Raw genomic sequence first — 17574 nt, forward strand, 5'->3', positions numbered from 1 at the left:
CTGGGGATTAGAGGCCCTGAATTATATCCTCGGTGACCCTCTGTACGTCTACCGATACCATCAGCTGGGGCGAGATCCCGCCGCCAAAAATGACGCCTTTGAGCGGCGTGACATCGGAATAGTCACGTCCCCACGCGGTGGTAACGTGTTGTGCACTGGTAAGGGTGTTGTTGGTGGGGTCGAACTCGTACCAACCTTCGCCCGGCGAATAAACCGCAAACCAGGCGTGACTGGCATCTGCACCTACCAATTTTTCTTTGCCGGGTGGAGGTAATGTTTCCAGATAGCCGCTGACATAACGCGCTGGATATCCCAGCGAACGCAAACACCCAATAGCCAGGTGCGCAAAATCCTGGCAGACGCCGCGTTTATGTTTGAGCACTTCGGCCAGTGGCGTGGCGACATCCGAGAAATTTGGATCGTAGGTAAAATCGTTAAATATGCGTTGGGTCAAATCCATGACTGCCGAGAGAAACGGGCGGTCATCAGCAAAACTCGCGGTCGCGTATTCGGCTAAATCCGGGTGCTGTTGCACCATGGGAGAATCCAATAAAAATTCGCGTGCGCACAGTGTTTCCCAATCCTTACTATTTTTGAGCAGGTATTTGACGTAGGCACAAGGTGTCCCAAAGTCTAAATTGATGTTGCTGGTGTTTTCCTGAATGGTTAATTCACTGGTTATGCTGACTTTCAGTTCCTGATGATCTTTTTCGATCGCAAATTGTAGAAAACGATTGCCAAAATAATCTAGATGCTGGGACTGGCTGGAAATCGCCGGCGACAATTTAATCTCAATATTTTCTACGCGCTGACGTTCTGTCGAGCGCGGTAGTACGTAGGCCAGGTTGTAGCAGTGGCTTACGGGTAGCGCATATTTGTAACAGGTGCTGTGATGAATACGGTATTTCATAGCTGATCTTGCCAGTTAGTATTTTTTACTAGCAGTTGCGGGCCTTCGGCGTGATCGAAATAGCGTTGGCCAATCGCTTTCGCGGTGTTGGTAATAAGATATTGCAAGCGTGACAGTAACTGGTCCAGCTCGGTTCGAATCCCACTTTCGGTTTTCGCTAACAGTTTTACATCGCTGAGTTTTAATGCAGTAGTCGCTTCCAATAAAAATTTGTGCTCAGCCAAAAGTGCTTCGCCGTCGTTAGGTAGTTCAGCAAAGTGTTGATCGAGACGATCCAATTGATAAATTAATGAGCGTGGGTTTTTGGAGTTGAGCATCATCATCTCCAAACCTTGATCAATGCGGATACCGTTTTGATAGCGGCGACGATACGGAATTAGCGCCTCGCCGCACATCAGGCAGGACTCGATTAAAATTTCCTGTTCGGTCTCATCAAAACGGGCACATAACATTGAACGTAAACTGGAAATAATTTGCAGTGCACGCTCAAGCTTGCGGCCCATTTCCATAAAGTGCCAGCCATTTCCGCGTGTCATGCTTTCGTGGATAAGGCCGGCGAAGGCAAGCAAGGTGGTGATCATTGGGGCAAGCGCATCTTCCAGAGCTGAAAGTGACGAGGGTTCGAGCGTGGTTTTCAGTTGCTCCAATTCGTCGCCGATATCGTTGATAACACGTTGGGTGTCACTGGAAAGTTGCTCCTTTACTTGCTCGGCAGAATTGATCATCGCGAGAATATTATTAGCAACGCTGCCTAGTCGTTGCTGCTCCACAATAATGGCAATCATTTCCGGCTCGGGATTTTTTAGCAGTGCCGGCTGCAAACTGGTAAAGCCTGGGTAGGTGGAGGTAACGTGTGTGACTGCGCTGAGCAGCGTACGTTGAACCGCATCGGGCAATTTTTCGGTTTTGTTAATTTGAATGAACACCGTACGCAATAAACGCAGCGCAGATTCTGCGCGCTCGGCGTAGCGACCCATCCAAAATAAATTTTCCACAACACGACTGGGAACTTCTGAGCTGCTCTCTACTGTGGGTTGAACTTCCAGGGGGCGCAAACTGATTTGCTTTTCCGGTTCAGACGCCAGTATCCAAGTATCTTTGGATACTGAGCCGCGCTGGTTTGAAATAATTTTTTTGTTCGGATCTAAATTAACGCGTGTGAGTCCGCCCGGCATTACCGCGTAAGAACCTTCGCTTGCCACTGAAAATGTCCGTAATACCGCAGGGCGTGGTTGCACTTCGCCCTGAAACCAGGTGGGCGTACTGGCGCCGGGAATAAATTCTTTGGCCGCAAATTGATAAGGGTTTTTACGGATACGATTTTGCCAGGCGAGCAACTTGGTATCATCCATATCGCCGCCATAGACCTCATAGATTCCCGGGCGTCGGTAGGTTGGTTTAATCATCAGATTTTTTAAATTTGCGCACACGTATTCCAAATCATCCGGGTTTCCGCACCACCAGGTTCGTACTGACGGTAATTGCAATTCTCGCCCCAGCAGTGCTTTGGCAATAGCAGGCAAATAGCGCAATAGCGCGGGGTTTTCTAGAACACTGGAACCAAGCGGATTGGCAATCGCCACTCGCCCCGTGCGCGCGACTTCCAATAAGCCGGGTACGCCCAAGCGCGAGTCACCCTTCAATTCAACCGGGTCGCAATAAATGTCGTCTACGCGGCGCAAAATGACATCCACGCGTTTTAATCCATCCAGTGCTTTCATCCACACATAGCCGTTGCGCACGCTTAAATCGCTGCCTTGCACTAATTGGAAACCCAAATAGTTGGCGAGGTAGGCGTGTTCGAAATAGGCCTCGTTATAAATACCCGGAGTGAGAACAACAATACGGGCTATTCCACCGTTGGGATTTAATTCTTGTAGGCGCTGGCGCATGCGCGAAAAAAATAACGACAAGCGGTGTACATGGCTGTCGCGAAATAAGCTCGGGAAAACCCGATTCATTACCGTGCGATTTTCAAGTGCATAACCTGCGCCGGACGGTGCCTGGGTGCGGTCGCCCATGACATGCATGGTGCCGTTGGGTGCACGTACCAAATCGACGCCGTGCAAAATTAATTGATGGGTGCCGGGAAGTTTTACCGCGTGGCAGGGGCGTAAAAAACCTTGGTGAGAAAACAGCAGTTCCGGCGGAATAATGCCTTGGCGAATTAATTTGCGATCGCCGTAAATGTCTTGCAGTAAAAAATTAAACAGCTCGGCACGCTCAATCAAACCAGACTCAATTTGGCTCCATTCATCGCTGTTAATAAGGAGTGGAATGGGATTCAGTTGCCAACTTTGGTTAGCGTCAGGCTCATCATAAATTTTATAAGTGGCGCCATCGTCGCGCAGAATCCTCCGCGCTTTCTTTTGGCGTTCTTCGATGGTGTCTTGCCCCAATGTTTCCAGGCTGTGCAGCAGGTAGCGCCAATAGGGGCGGATGCGCCCGTCTTTGTCGTAGGCTTCATCAGCTCCATCCGTGGGTGATGGATAGCTGAATGCACGGTTATTGGTATTGACCCTTGTTTCCATAGACTTGGAATTCATTGCGTTGATTCATTGTAGTTATGTGTATGCCATTCATTTTAACCCCATTTCCTCATTGGCGACCCGGTTTCTGCGTAGTTCCCTCAACCCTGCGCGCACAGGGTTGAGTGGTTCAGACGTTTAGCGCCGTAGATCCAGCGTGTGGGGGTACTCATCGGCTGGTTCTTCCATCGGAGGTGCCATGGGGCGCGGCGGATGTTTGTGCTCGAAAAACTCGCGCAGGATTTTGCCGGCGGGTGTTATAGGCAAAGCGCCTGGCGTGTGGTTGAAGTCGAAGAAACGGTTGCCGCGACGTGACTCCGCCTCGTTGGCATTGACCGGGAAGCGATCATAACTGCGCCCGCCAGGGTGGCTGACGTGATAACTACAACCCCCGATACTCTTACCATTCCAGGTATCGATCAAGTCAAACACCAGCGGTGAATGGATGCCAATGGTGGGATGAAGGGCCGAAGGCGGCTGCCAGGCGCGATAGCGCACACCGCCGACATACTCTCCATGTTTACCGGTTGGGCTCAAACACACGCGACGACCATTACACGCAAGCACATAGCGGCCCGGTGTTAAGCCGGTGACTTTTACTTGCAAGCGCTCGACTGATGAATCTACATAGCGCGAGGTACCAAAGCTACTCACCTCTTCGCCCAGAACATGCCAGGGCTCAATGGCCCAGCGCAATTCGATTTGGATATCATCCAACTGCACGCGGCCATAATGCGGGAAGCGAAATTCTTCAAAAGCGGCGAGCCATTCGAGCTGGAAGGGATAGCCATTTTCATTCAAATCATTAACGACATTGCGTAAATCTTCCCACACATAATGCGGTAGCATAAATTTATCGTGCAGCAATGTTCCCCAGCGTACCAGTGGTTGCTTATAGGGATTTTTCCAGAAGCGGCTGATCAAGCAACGCAGCAATAAAATTTGCACCAGTGACATGCGCGCGTGCGGAGGCATTTCAAAACCGCGAAACTCCAAAATGCCTTGGCGACCGCTGGCACTACCCGGTGAATATAATTTATCGATGCAAAATTCCGAGCGGTGAGTGTTGCCAGTAATGTCGATTAGTAGATTGCGCATTAGTCTATCAACTAGCCACGGCTGCTCCACAATGCCTTCGGGCATTTGTTTGAACGCAATCTCTAATTCGTAAAGCATTTCATCGCGGCCTTCATCCACGCGCGGCGATTGACTGGTTGGTCCGATAAATAAACCGGAAAATAAATAGGAGAGCCCCGGGTGATGTTGCCAATAAGTTACCAGACTGCGCAATAAATCGGGCCGGCGTAAAAATGGACTGTTAGCGGGAGACCATCCGCCAAACGTGACGTGGTTGCCACCGCCGGTGCCGGAGTGACGGCCGTCGAGCATAAATTTTTCAGTGCCCAATCGGCATTGCCGCGCATCTTCATACAGCGCTTCGGTGTTGTTGACCAAATCTTTCCAAGTTTCAACCGGATGAATATTAACTTCTATTACACCTGGGTCTGGCGTAATTAAAAACTTCTTCAGGCGATAATCTTTCGGCGGTTCATAACCTTCAATGACGACTGGAATGCCTAATGCCGACGCGGTGTCCTCAATGGCTTCGATGAGCGCTACATAGTGTTCCAAATAAGTGAGTGGCGGCATAAATAAATGCATGCGGCCTTCACGCACTTCAAAACAGAGTGCAGTGCGAATGACATAGCCCGCTTCAATATAGGATTTGTTCGGTGGTTTTTGTTTGGATTGTGTCTGCGCGGGACGGAGTTGTAAGGTTTGCGAGTGCGGACCGGTTTTACCCGGGCCGGATTTTTCCAGGGTTAACTGGTTGTATTGCTGGCCACTGGGCGCCAGAGGTTCGCGCGTTTCCAGTGGATCATTTTCTGGTTGGTAACGCTCGTACTCATGTGCCGGAAAGTCGAGCGAGTTTAGCGGCAAGCGTAATCCCATGGGGGAGTCGCCGGGGATTAATAACAAATTATCGGCGCGCATTTTCCAACGGCCAGTGAGCCAATTGTGATGGATGTAATTCCACTCAATCGGTAATACATAACCGGATTCGGTATTTAACCCGCGCGATAAAATCTGGGCGATACGACGCCGTTCCAAGTCATCTTTTAAATCCGCTTTTAACGGGTCAATATCAGCGGGTAACTTTTGCTCGGCCCACAAGTAATAAAGGGTGTCTTCATAGGCGGGAATAATATGTTCGCTGTTGACGTGAATTTTATCGCACAAGGCGTCCGCGAATTTTTTTGCATCCAGATGCGTTAAGCCGTAATCCTTATCGACACGCGCGAGTAGCGCAGGGTTGCGCCACAAAGCTTGGCCATCAGTACGCCAGAAACAGCCGAGAGCCCAGCGTGGCACTTCTTCGCCCGGATACCATTTTCCCTGGCCATAGTGCAGCAAACCATTCGGGGCAAACGTAGTGCGCATGCGCAGTAATAAATCTTTGGCGAGGCGCAATTTATCGGCACCTAATGCGCCTGTGTTCCATTGTTCTGATTCCATGTCGTCGATGGAAACGAACGTTGGTTCACCGCCAGTCGTCAAGCGAACATCCTGCTCAATTAATTCTTTATCGATGGCCGCGCCCAGTGCATTAATCGTCGCCCATTGCTCTTCGGTGTAAGGTTTGGTTACGCGTGGGTCTTCGAGTACGCGAAACACTTCGTTGCTGTAACTGAATTCCACTTCGCATTTACTAGTGGCACCAGTGATAGGTGCGGCAGAAATAGGATCTGGCGTACACGCGAGCGGAATGTGACCCTCGGTGGCCAATAAGCCGGACGTGGGATCGAGCCCAACCCAGCCGGCACCGGGAATAAAAATTTCGGTCCAGGCATGCAAATCGGTGAAATCTTTCTCCGGGCCGCTGGGGCCATCGAGTGCTTTTACATCGGCAGTGAGTTGCACCAAATAGCCGGATGCAAAACGTGCGGCATAACCCAAGTGACGGAAAACTTGTACTAATAACCAGGCGCTGTCGCGGCAAGATCCCTTGGCGAGTGTTAATGTTTCTTCACAGGTTTGTATGCCCGGTTCAAGACGCACGCCATAACCAATGTCCTGTTGGATTTGCTGATTGATGCTCACCATAAAATCGTTAATGTGCCAGGGATTTTCGGTGACCTGACGATGGCGAATTTCCGCTTTAATTTTATTGACCAATTTGCTGAGTAGGGGACCAGCTTCAGCAATCTCCAGATAGGGAATTAATTCGCGCTTTAATTGTGGGTCATATTCAAAGGGCACATGCTCGGCATATTCCTCGACAAAAAAGTCGAAGGGATTTATCGACGTCATCTCCGCGACCACTTCCACTTCAAATTTTAAATGGCTGCACTGTTCCGGAAACACCAGACGTGCCTGGAAATTACCAAAAGGGTCCTGTTGCCAGTTAATAAAGTGCTCTGGTTCTATCTTGAGCGAGTAACTGTGAATTTTGGTGCGACTATGCGGCGCCGGGCGCAAACGCAATACATGGGGGAACAGAGTGGTAAGACGGTCAAAACGGTATTCAGTCTTATGATGAATGGCAACGCGAATAGCCATAAAAAATTCCTTCCAATAACCGGAGAGTGAGCCAAACTGGTGCATTCAAGTGTGCACCAGAGTGGGAAATGGGCAAGTTATTATCATCCCCAATCGTTGTGATGCTGTGACAATCACTTTTATTGCAGATGGGCTCGCCTTTTCATGGGTTGGGGTTATTAAGGCAATATCTGCACCATATGCACACCTGTTCGTTCGCCAGAAGGAGAACGCGCAAATAAAAACGCCGCAGAGGTTGCGGCGTTTGAACGTGCGGGCCTTTAGTTCTGCGGCGGTGGCGGTAACTGCAAAAAAGCCTGAACGATCTGGTGATCCCAGGATTTGGTCAGGTTGCGCAGGTACTCGTTGTCGGCCGCGAAGGCGCTGTGTTTCATAACGCCGCTGTCCGTGGCGTAGGTCATCAGCTCAATTGGCGGGCCGACGGTGAGGTTGGAACGCATCGTGGAATCCATGGACACCAGCGCGCAGAGGGAGGCAGTATCCAGTGCGGTTTCGGGCTTAAGGATACGATCCAGAATCGGTTTGCCGTACTTGCTCTCGCCAATTTGCAGGTAGGGCGTTTGGTCCGAAGTGGTGATGTGGTTGCCCTGTGGGTAAATCAGCATCACTGCCGGCGTCTCCAGACCGATTTGACCGCCCAGCAAAAAGCTGGCTTCAAAGCTGACATTGCTATTGTGTTGGGCGTGTTTTTCCTGAATTGCGACGCTTATTTCACCGACGTAATCGGCGGCATCGTGGATACTAGCTACGGTGGCGAGGCTAATATCCGCACCATCTTTGATGTCTTTACGGATTTTGGCGATCACCGATTGGGTGGTGGCCAGGTTTCCGGCAGAGTTAATCACCAACTGGCGGTCGCCTTGAATACTGAAATGGTACAGCTTGCTATAGGTGCTGACCTGATCGACACCGGCATTGGTGCGGGAGTCTGAACAGAAGACTAAACCCGCATTAACTTTTATCGCGACGCAGTAGGTCATAGTTTGAACCGGTACTAAAAAAAGGGCGGTTAGGTTAAGAGCAGGTTAAACCACCGTCAAGGCAATTTTTGACGACGGGCTGATATGCACCAAAAAAGATCTTTTGTTTATGCCCTAAAACTAAGCTGCTGGAATCAAAGACTTATCGGGTAGTTTTAGGGGAAACCGGTGAGCTATTTTGGGGCTTGTTTGTTCCAATGAACATCCATCTGGGGAAACGGGATAGTAATGCCGTGTTCATCAAAGGCCAGTTTGATTTTTTCGTTAAGGGAAAAACGGACATCCCAATAGTCATCGGTCTTTACCCAGGGACGTACGTAGAAGTTAACGCTACTCGCACCCAGCTCGCCGACCACGATTTGGGGTTCTGGCTCAAATAAGATGCGCGGTTCGGTTTTGATGATGCCGGCGATGACATCGCGCGCGAGACGAATATCGTCGTGGTATCCGATACTGAAAATCATATCGATGCGGCGGGTGGGGCGCTTGGAATAGTTAATGATATTGCTGCTGTAGATGGAGCCGTTGGGGATAATCACTTCTTTGTTATCGCCGGTGCGCAAGGTAGTAGAAAAAATGCCAATTTTTTCTACTATGCCGGAGGTGCCAGCCGCTTCGACAAAGTCGCCATCTTTAAACGGGCGAAAAATTAATAACATGAAACCGGCCGCGAAATTTTGCAGTGAGCCTTGCAGTGCCAAACCAATTGCCAAACCTGCTGCACCTAACACTGCAATCACTGAGTTGGTGTTAACGCCCAGTTGATCCAGCGCAGCCACAATCACAAACACCAGTAATAGGGCATTGACCAATGATTGGATAAAGTCCACCAGAATTTTATCCAGCTTGGTGTGGCTCAATACTTTACCGAGTATGCGCGCGATAATTTTTGCCACCATTTGCCCGATCAAGAAAATTAATAGCGCGATGAAAATCTTCATGCTCCAGGGGGCTACGAATTTGTCGTAGAAGGCGATGAGTTTGGCTTCTTCAATATGAAACATGGTGGACCTCGAGTGGCAGAAACAGCAACGTGTTAACGCGAGTGGGATGTGATTCAGGTAGGGCATTAACAGCAGAAAAATGCTAAGGCCAGAGTGTGACCTTAGCATTACAGAAATGAATCAGGCAACGGTGCCTGTGGTGCGGACGCGCTTACTGCCTTTGGTTGCTTCTGTTTTTTGTGCGGCGGCGCGCTGTTTGCGCTTTTCGTCCACGACATTTTTAATGGCGATGAGAAAGCCCGCCACAATAAACGCGCCGGGAGGAAGGAGTGCAAAAATCATATTCGGATAATTTGCCCCGAATATATTGAGTTGCCAGCTGCGTGCTGATTCGCCAAAAATTAATTGCATGTCGGCGAACAAGTGCCCGGTACCCAACAATTCTCGCACGGCGCCCACACAGATCAGTACAAGCAAGAAGCCCAAGCCCATCATGAAACCATCGATCGCGGCAGGAAGAACTTTATTCTTACTGGCAAAGGCGTCGGCACGACCGAGCACAGCGCAGTTAGTAACGATTAGCGGTATAAATAATCCAAGAATTTGGTACAGCTCGAAGGTGAATGCTTTCATCAGCAATTCAATACAGGTTACTGCAGAGGCAATAATCATCACGAACGCCGGTAAACGCACTGCATCGCTAACATAAGAACGGATTAAAGAAACTACCGAGTTGGTGGTGGTTAATACCAATAGGGTCGCAAATCCCAGTCCCAATGCATTTACAACGCTGGAGCTGACTGCCAACAATGGGCATAAACCGAGCAACTGAACCAGTGCCGGGTTATTGCTCCATAAACCTTTTTCGACAATTTCTTTGTAATTCACATCGCTCATGGTGACCACCTCATCAAGGTTGTGTGGCAGATGCTGAAGTTACAGCAGTGCTGGTTTGGGTTTCAGCGAACAAAGTTTGCTGATTAGTAGCAATAAATTCCAGTACACGTTTAATTTGGCCAACGACCGCGCGGGGTGTAATGGTTGCGCCCGCAAATTGATCGAATGCCCCACCATCTTTTTTGACTTTCCATTCCTCAATCACCGGAACTTGCAAACTCTTGCCGTTGAAATTCAAGATCCATTGATTTTTTTTCAGCTCGATTTTATCGCCCAGTCCGGGTGTTTCTTTATGCAATAAAATACGCACGCCAGCAACTGTGCCATCGCGATTCACTCCCACGATCATACTGATATCGCCCGAGTAACCATCGTGCGCTACTGCAGGAATGATCAGCGCGGAAATCTCGCCGTTATGGCGCGCGCGGTGAATTTTGCTGTCGGCCGTTGCACCCAATGGCTCCCATGCCTCTTTGGGAACGGGAATGGTGTCGGTCAGCAAATCGTTGTCGTGTTGGCTGAGCGGTACAATTTCATAGAGCGCACGCTGCTGAGTCGCGCGCTCGGCATTGGCGATACGCTCTTGCGTGCCAAGGTTAGTCAGCGCCAAAGCGCCTGCGGTGACTACGGCGAAGGCGGTGAGAATCAAGGTGTTTTTGCTGATGGATTTACCGAGCATAGTTGTTCTCCATCAATGGCCGTCGCGTGGACTGTTGTCAGTCGCACGGCGCGGTTTTTTGTGGCCATAAGTGCGTGGCGTAGTGTAGTAATCGATAAATGGTGCAGCAAAATTCATCAACAACACGGCGAACGCAACGCCATCAGGGTAGCTGGTTCCCCAACTGCGGATGACATACACCAGTACGCCAATCAATGCACCGTAGACAATACGACCGCGCGTACTTACGGCGGAGCTAACCGGGTCGGTCACTATAAAGAATGCTCCCAACATAGTGGCACCAGAGAGCAGATGAAAAATGGGCGAGCCACTGGAGTTGGAGCTGCCACTGTCATAAAACAGCGCTGCCATCAGGGCCAGGGCGGTCAACATGGAAACAGGCGCATGCCAGGTGAAAACCTTTTTGTAGAGCAGGTAAATACCGCCGATCAAAAATGCAATATTTACCCATTCCCAACCAGCACCGGCCCAGCGACCATCAAACACCGGCTCTTGTTGATAGAGGTCGGACAGGGTTAATCCTGAGTTTTGTTTCATGATGTCCAGCACCGTCGCCGAGCTGTAGCCATCAATCGGTGTGCTGAAAAAGACCTTGTTCAGGGCGGTGACAATACTCGGAGTGGTCTGACCATCTGCCAGCAGTGGCAGCGGTGTTGGCCAACTTGTCATCTGTAATGGGAAAGACACCAGCAGCAGCGCATAGGCGACCATGGCCGGGTTAAAAGGGTTGAAGCCCATGCCGCCGTAAAGCTGTTTGGCCAACACAATCGCGATAAAGCTGGCACTTACCACCAGCCACCAGGGGCAATAAGCGGGCAGGGAAACCCCGATCAATACGCCAGTCACCAGTGCGCTGCAATCGCGCAGATAAAACAGGATTGGCCGCTGACGCAACTTCAATACTGCTGCTTCAAATGCAATGCACATCAGGCTTGCCAAAAATACATTGATCAGCACACCAACGCCGAAGAAATGGGTTAACGCGGCAATCCCCGGAAAGGTCGCATAAACCACCAGACGCATTACGCGCCCGGTACGATTAGCCCCCTGGGTGTGGGGGGAGGTGATATTTAGTAACGCCATCAGGCCATCTCGCTCAGTTTTTCTTCCAGCTTGGTTACACCGGCGCGGAAGGCTTCGATATTGGGATCATTTTCTGCTTCGGCTTTGGCCAAACGTTCGCGTGCTTTTTGCAAACGGTTTTGCAGGGATTGAATCTGCTCTGCACGCTTTTCATCGTCGCTCATACTGGCCATAGCAGCTGCCTTTGCTTTGGCTTTTTCGATTGCGGCCTGGGCTGCATTTTGTTCGGCTGTTTCCGGCGCTGCCGGCGTTTCTGCTGCAGCGGCGGGTTGCGGTGCTGTAACCGCTGCTGTCTCGGTGATGCCCAGTGTTTTAAGCTCAGCTTCGGCTTCGGCAATTTTATCGCGCAACTTGCCTGCACCTTGCTCTAGAGCATCCAGGTTGGCGCTGCCTTCGGCTTTGGCGGCAGCGACTTTTTCTTCCGCTTTGGCCAACCGCGAGCGGAGCGATTCCAGATTTGCGCGCGCCTTGTCCTCCGGGGACATGGTTAGCTTGGCTTGAGCGCGGGCGATCGCAGCGGCAACAGGATCGTTTGGATCCGCTATCGGTGCAGCAGCTGCCGGAGTAGCGAGTCCAGGGGCAGCGTTAGCTTGGCTCGCCGTAAACTCGGCCAATTTTTTCTCTGCTTCTGTAACTTTTAGTTCAGCCTGCTTGATGCGGGCTTTTTGCTTTTCAAGCTGTTCTTCAGTAATCGCAACACCGGTCTCATTGGGCACCAACGGTTTTCGCGCAAAGTCCAAACCGTTTTTGGCGGCAGCCAGCAGGCGCTCGAGCTTGGCTTTTTGTTCGTCGGGCGACACTTGTACTGTGCCGGCTTTGGCGACGGCAGCGCTGACGACATCCGTTGCCGATCCGGCTGCTGTAGTTGTAGGCTCAGCGGCAGCTTTTTCCGCCAGTTTTTTCTTGGCTTCTTCGGCCGCTTTCTGGCGCGCAAAGCGTTTCGCTTCTTTTTCCGCCTCTTCTTTGGCGATACGCAACTTGCGGAATTCGAAACGCTGACGCGAGCGGTCGGCTTTTTCTTTTTCTATCTCATGCAGGCGGATGCTGCCTTTGGCGGCGCGATAGTATTGCACCAGCGGAATACTGCTGGGACAAACGTAAGAGCAGGCACCACACTCGATGCAATCAAAAAGGTTGTGCGATTCCAGTCGCTCAAAATCTTCTGCCTGTGCGTACCAGAACAATTGTTGTGGCAGTAGGCTAACCGGACAAGCTTCCGCGCACATACCGCAGCGGATACACGCCTGGGCGGGTTCCGGTGGCGGCAACTCCTGCTTGCTGGGTGCGAGTATGCAGTTGGTGGTTTTGATTACCGGGGAATCCATATCGAGCAGGCTAAAGCCCATCATCGGGCCGCCCATCACTACGCGGGAGGCGCGGCTGGCATCAAACCCGTGTTGCTCCAGTAGATAGCTGATTGGGGTGCCAATTAGCGCGTCGATATTCCGCTGGGTTTGCAGTGCATCACCTACCACCGTGGTAACCCGCGAAATTAGCGGCTCGCCATAGCGGATAGCCCGCCAGGCAGCTACGGCAGTACCTACGTTAACGCAGATAACGCCGATATCGGCCGAGTGGTGGCCGCTTGGGATTTCACGCCCGGTAAGGATTTGGATCAGTTGCTTGGCGCCGCCCGAAGGGTATTTGGTCGGAAAGGCAACCACTTTAATGTTCGCTGCTTCCGGATCATTCACCGCCGCGCCAGCGACGGCGGCTTTCAATGCGGCAATGGCTTTGGGTTTATTGTCCTCAACGCCAATTAGCAGGTTTTTAGGGTGATGGAGGATGTGGCTCAGCAGCAGTGTGCCCGCTACCAGTTGATCGGCGCGCACCTGCATCAGAATGTCATCGGCCGTGATGTAAGGCTCGCATTCGGCGCCATTCAGGATCAGGGTATCTATCACTTGGGTAGACTTGGGGGCGAGCTTGACTGCGGTAGGGAAACCCGCTCCACCGAGGCCGGCAATACCCGCCGCGCGGATTTTCTTAAGCAGCTCCAGGCGATCCAGTGCGCGGTAGTCTGCGCACTCATCTAACAAAATCCACTCATGTTTGCCGTCGGGCTGAATCACTATGGATTCCGCAGTCATTCCCGAGGGGTGTGGGATGGCGCGCGCTTCTATTGCGATCACTGTCCCTGAAGTAGATGCGTGGGTATTGGCACTGAAGGTGCCGTCAGCCGCGCCAATGAGTTGGCCGGTTAGTACACGTTCGCCCACTTGCACCACTGGCTGTGCCGGGGTGCCCATATGCTGGTTCAAGGGAATGACCAATACCGGCGGCAAGGGAATATCACCCAGCGGCAATTGCAGGGATTGGTGTTTATTTTCTGGTGGGTGGATACCGCCGGGTAGTTCCCAGACTTTTATTAGGCTCGTCATTTAGGCAGCTTTACCTGTCTCATCGGTGTCTTTGCGTGTTTGGTCAAACGCCGCACCGCGCCCCTGGTCAGAGGCGATCAAATTCACTTCGCTCGCGATCACATGGAAAACCGGTTTTTGGTTGGTGGCCGGTAAATCCCATTTCCAGGTTTTGAGGTCCGTTTGCACCGGAATCATGTCGATACAATCGACCGGACAGGGTTCCACACACAGGTCGCAGCCGGTGCACTCATCGGCAATGACCGTGTGCATGTGTTTGGCGGCACCGAGGATGGCGTCCATCGGACAAGCCTGGATACACTTGGTGCAACCAATACATTCGTCTTCGCGAATGAACGCCACTTTTTTTACATCGGAGTGTTCACCATGCTCGGCATCCAGTGAAGGTGCTTCTACATCCAGCAGGTCGGCAAGGGCGTTAATTGTGGCTTGGCCGCCGGGCGGGCATCTATTGATAGCCTCGCCATCGGCAATTGCCTGGGCGTAGGGGCGGCAGCCGGGGTGACCGCATTGACCGCATTGGGTTTGGGGTAAAAGGGCATCGATCTGATCCACAATCGGATCGCCTTCCACTTTGAATTTCACGGCAGCAAAGCCCAGCACTGCACCGAAGAGTGCAGACAAACCACCCAGAGCAAATAAGGCACTGGTTACCGGATTTTGCAGGATAAACTCGATCATTATTGCGCAGGCTCCGTTTATTGCAGGCTTACCAGGCCGCCAAAGCCTAGAAAGGCTAGTGCCATCAGGCCGGCGGTGATCATGCCAATTGAAGCCCCTTTGAAAGGTGCAGGAACGTCAGCTACCGCGAGGCGCTCACGCATGGCCGAGAAAAGTACTAATACCATGGCAAAACCCAGGGCGCCGCCAAAGCCGTACATGGTGGATTCAAAAAAGTTGTGGACTTTCTGAGTGTTCAAAATCGCTACCCCAAGGACCGCGCAGTTAACGGTGATCAGTGGCAAGAAAACACCCAGTACGCGATAGAGCAAGGGACTGGTTTTTTCCATAAACATTTTTACGAATTGAACCACTGCAGCAATCACCAGAATGAAGGCAATGGTACGAAGGTATTGCAATCCCATAGGAGCGAGGACCCAGGTATCAACCAAATAGGTACAAATAGATGCTAGGGTCATAACGAAGGTGGTTGCGCCGGCCATCCCAATCGCACTTTCCAGCTTGTTGGACACCCCCATAAAGGGACACAGGCCGAGGAATTGGGCTAGCACAAAATTATTCACCAGCACGGTACTGAGCAGAATAATGGCTAATTCGCTGAAACTCATGATGTGTGTCCGATAAGGAAGGTCGCTGGGAAAGGGGATGAATTAGGGCTGCGTATTATCGACAAGCGGGCGCTGATTCTCAATAAAAATGACATAAAGCCTTATGGGCTTTATTTATATCCTTATAAATTCTGCTGATTTATACCGCTTCTCTGCCTTCCCCTTGGTGAGCAGAACTAGACCCCCTCCCAACCTCCCCCGTATCAAGGGGAGGAGCTTTTACTTCCTCCTCTTTTCAAGGGGAGGGCTGGGGAGGGGGGCTTTTTAAAGGGGAGGCTCGGAGGGATTTACATCACCCGTTGTCCTGGTTTGGCGCCGCTGTGTGGTTCCAATAAATACAGCTCGTTACCACCTGGGCCTGCAGCCAGGACCATGCCTTCGCTCATCCCGAATTTCATTTTGCGTGGTTTAAGGTTGGCAACCACAACGGTCAATTTACCCACTAACTCTTCAGGCTTGTACGCACTTTTGATGCCGGAAAATACAGTGCGTGTTTCGCCACCCAAATCGAGCGTCAGGCGCAGCAATTTATCTGAACCCTCCACATGCTCCGCATTCGCAATCAGTGCGATGCGCAAATCCACTTTGGCGAAGTCATCAAATTCGATCTCAGCGGCGATAGGTTCACCGGTCTTTTCTGTCGGCGCTTTTGCTGGCGCCGCAGCGGCCAATGATTCCTTGCCTGCTTCAATCATCGCGTCGACTTTGTCTTTTTCTACGCGTGTTAATAGCGGCTTGAATTCGTTGATTTTTTCACCCGAGCGGAAACTGATTGGGGCGTTCCAGTTTAAGGTTTCCCCGAGGAATTGTTCCGCATCCAGAGTCAAGGCAGGCAACACTGGCTTTAAATAAGTTAGCAGCGCGCGGAACATATTGATGCCGAGTGTACACACCGCTTGCGTCTGTGCTTCTGCACCGGCTTGCTTGGCCAGTTTCCAGGGCTCTTGCGTCGCAATGTATTCGTTGGCGGCGTCCGCTAGCGCCATAATTTCGCGCATGGCTTTGCTGTAATCGCGGCTTTCGTAGTAGTCGGCAATGGTTTCGCCTGCATCAATAAATTGTTGCCACAAGGCTTTGTCCGCAATTTCACTGGATAGGCTGCCGCCTGCATTGTTGATAAATTTGGCGGTGCGGCTGGCGATGTTTACCACTTTCCCAACCAGATCCGAATTCACCCGCTGGATAAAATCTTCCAGATTTAAATCGATGTCATCCACATTGCTGGTGAGTTTCGCCGCAAAGTAATAACGCAAATATTCCGGATTCAAATGATCGAGGTAAGTGCGTGCATTTATGAAAGTGCCGCGCGATTTACTCATCTTAGTGCCGTTAACGGTCAAGAAACCGTGGACGCAAATTTTGCTCGGCGTGCGCAAATTGGCAGAGTGCAGCATGGCCGGCCAGAAGAGCGCGTGGAAATTGACGATGTCCTTACCGATAAAGTGATATACCTCGGCCGTGGAATCCGGCTTCCAATATTCTTCCCAATCTTTGCCTTGTTTATCGAGCAGATTTTTTAAGCTCGCGATGTAGCCGATTGGGGCATCCAGCCATACATAAAAATATTTGCCGGGCTCCCCCGGAATTTCAAAACCAAAGTAGGGCGCATCGCGGGAAATATCCCACTCCTGCAGACCTGCATCCAGCCACTCGGCCATTTTGTTGGCCACTTCATCTTGCAGGTGGCCGGCGCGAGTCCAGGTTTTCAGGAAATCGCTAAATGCGGGCAGAGTGAAGAAGAAGTGCTCCGAATCTTTGGCGACCGGTGTTGCGCCGGAGATCGCCGATTTAGGGTTAATCAAATCCATCGGCGAATAAGTCGCGCCGCACTTCTCGCAGTTATCGCCATATTGGTCTTCGGTTTTACATTTCGGACAGGTGCCTTTGATGTAGCGATCCGCAAGGAACAATTGTTTTTCCGGGTCATAAGCCTGGGTAATCGCGCGGGTGGCGATATGGCCGTTGGCTTTCAAGCGGCCGTAAATCATGCTCGACAACTCGCGGTTTTCGTCTGAGTGGGTCGAATGATAGTTATCGAAACCGATATTAAATGCGGCAAAGTCAGCCTCGTGTTCCGCTTTAACATTGGCAATTTGCTGTTCTGCTGAATGACCGAGCTGCTCGGCTTTGAGCATGATCGCTGTTCCGTGGGCATCGTCTGCACACACATAAGTACAATCTACTCCACGCATTTTCTGGAAGCGCACCCAAATGTCGGTCTGGATATATTCAACCAAATGGCCAAGGTGAATCGAGCCGTTGGCGTAGGGCAGGGCGCTGGTAACGAGAATTTTGCGGGGTGATTGGGTCATGGGTATAGAA

At 51.2% G+C, this 17574-nt stretch carries 12 protein-coding genes; all 12 read right to left on the bottom strand.

All coding sequences use genetic code 11. The annotated features are described in order from the left end of the window. Positions 1 to 7: 7 nt before the first annotated feature. Positions 8 to 910 carry a transglutaminase family protein gene (locus D0C16_RS22115; RefSeq protein ID WP_151034340.1) on the bottom strand — a complete coding sequence of 301 codons (903 nt, stop codon included), beginning with the start codon at positions 908 to 910 and terminating at the stop codon, positions 8 to 10. Then, positions 907 to 3456, bottom strand: coding sequence for a circularly permuted type 2 ATP-grasp protein (locus tag D0C16_RS22120; protein WP_151034341.1), 2550 nt, complete (start codon positions 3454 to 3456; stop codon positions 907 to 909). Before D0C16_RS22120 ends, D0C16_RS22115 begins: the two co-directional genes overlap by 4 nt. A gap of 120 nt (positions 3457 to 3576) precedes the next feature. After that, complete coding sequence (locus D0C16_RS22125) at positions 3577 to 6999, bottom strand: DUF2126 domain-containing protein (RefSeq protein WP_151034342.1); 3423 nt, start codon at positions 6997 to 6999, stop codon at positions 3577 to 3579. A 260-nt stretch (positions 7000 to 7259) separates the two neighbouring features. Next, positions 7260 to 7979 (bottom strand): peptidase, encoded by a 720-nt coding sequence (locus tag D0C16_RS22130; protein WP_151034343.1) that lies wholly within the window; start codon positions 7977 to 7979, stop codon positions 7260 to 7262. Between the two features lie 173 nt (positions 7980 to 8152). Further along, a complete protein-coding gene (locus D0C16_RS22135) occupies positions 8153 to 8983 on the bottom strand; it encodes a mechanosensitive ion channel family protein (protein WP_151034344.1) in 831 nt (276 codons plus the stop codon). A 120-nt stretch (positions 8984 to 9103) separates the two neighbouring features. Then, complete coding sequence (locus tag D0C16_RS22140; protein WP_151034345.1) at positions 9104 to 9820, bottom strand: electron transport complex subunit E; 717 nt, start codon at positions 9818 to 9820, stop codon at positions 9104 to 9106. Between the two features lie 13 nt (positions 9821 to 9833). Beyond that, positions 9834 to 10499, bottom strand: coding sequence for an electron transport complex subunit RsxG (gene rsxG / locus D0C16_RS22145; RefSeq protein WP_151034346.1), 666 nt, complete (start codon positions 10497 to 10499; stop codon positions 9834 to 9836). 12 nt (positions 10500 to 10511) lie between these two features. Further along, positions 10512 to 11582 carry an electron transport complex subunit RsxD gene (gene rsxD / locus D0C16_RS22150; protein ID WP_151034347.1) on the bottom strand — a complete coding sequence of 357 codons (1071 nt, stop codon included), beginning with the start codon at positions 11580 to 11582 and terminating at the stop codon, positions 10512 to 10514. Continuing rightward, a complete protein-coding gene (gene rsxC / locus D0C16_RS22155; protein ID WP_151034348.1) occupies positions 11582 to 13963 on the bottom strand; it encodes an electron transport complex subunit RsxC in 2382 nt (793 codons plus the stop codon). The genes rsxD and rsxC overlap by 1 nt, the downstream gene beginning before the upstream one ends. After that, complete coding sequence (rsxB, locus tag D0C16_RS22160) at positions 13964 to 14644, bottom strand: electron transport complex subunit RsxB (RefSeq protein ID WP_151034349.1); 681 nt, start codon at positions 14642 to 14644, stop codon at positions 13964 to 13966. It abuts the gene before it with no gap. A 17-nt stretch (positions 14645 to 14661) separates the two neighbouring features. After that, positions 14662 to 15252 carry an electron transport complex subunit RsxA gene (gene rsxA, locus D0C16_RS22165; protein WP_151034350.1) on the bottom strand — a complete coding sequence of 197 codons (591 nt, stop codon included), beginning with the start codon at positions 15250 to 15252 and terminating at the stop codon, positions 14662 to 14664. A gap of 287 nt (positions 15253 to 15539) precedes the next feature. Continuing rightward, complete coding sequence (metG, locus tag D0C16_RS22170) at positions 15540 to 17564, bottom strand: methionine--tRNA ligase (protein WP_151034351.1); 2025 nt, start codon at positions 17562 to 17564, stop codon at positions 15540 to 15542. Positions 17565 to 17574 lie beyond the last annotated feature (10 nt).

It is taken from the genome of Cellvibrio sp. KY-GH-1, from assembly GCF_008806975.1.
GTDB lineage: Bacteria > Pseudomonadota > Gammaproteobacteria > Pseudomonadales > Cellvibrionaceae > Cellvibrio.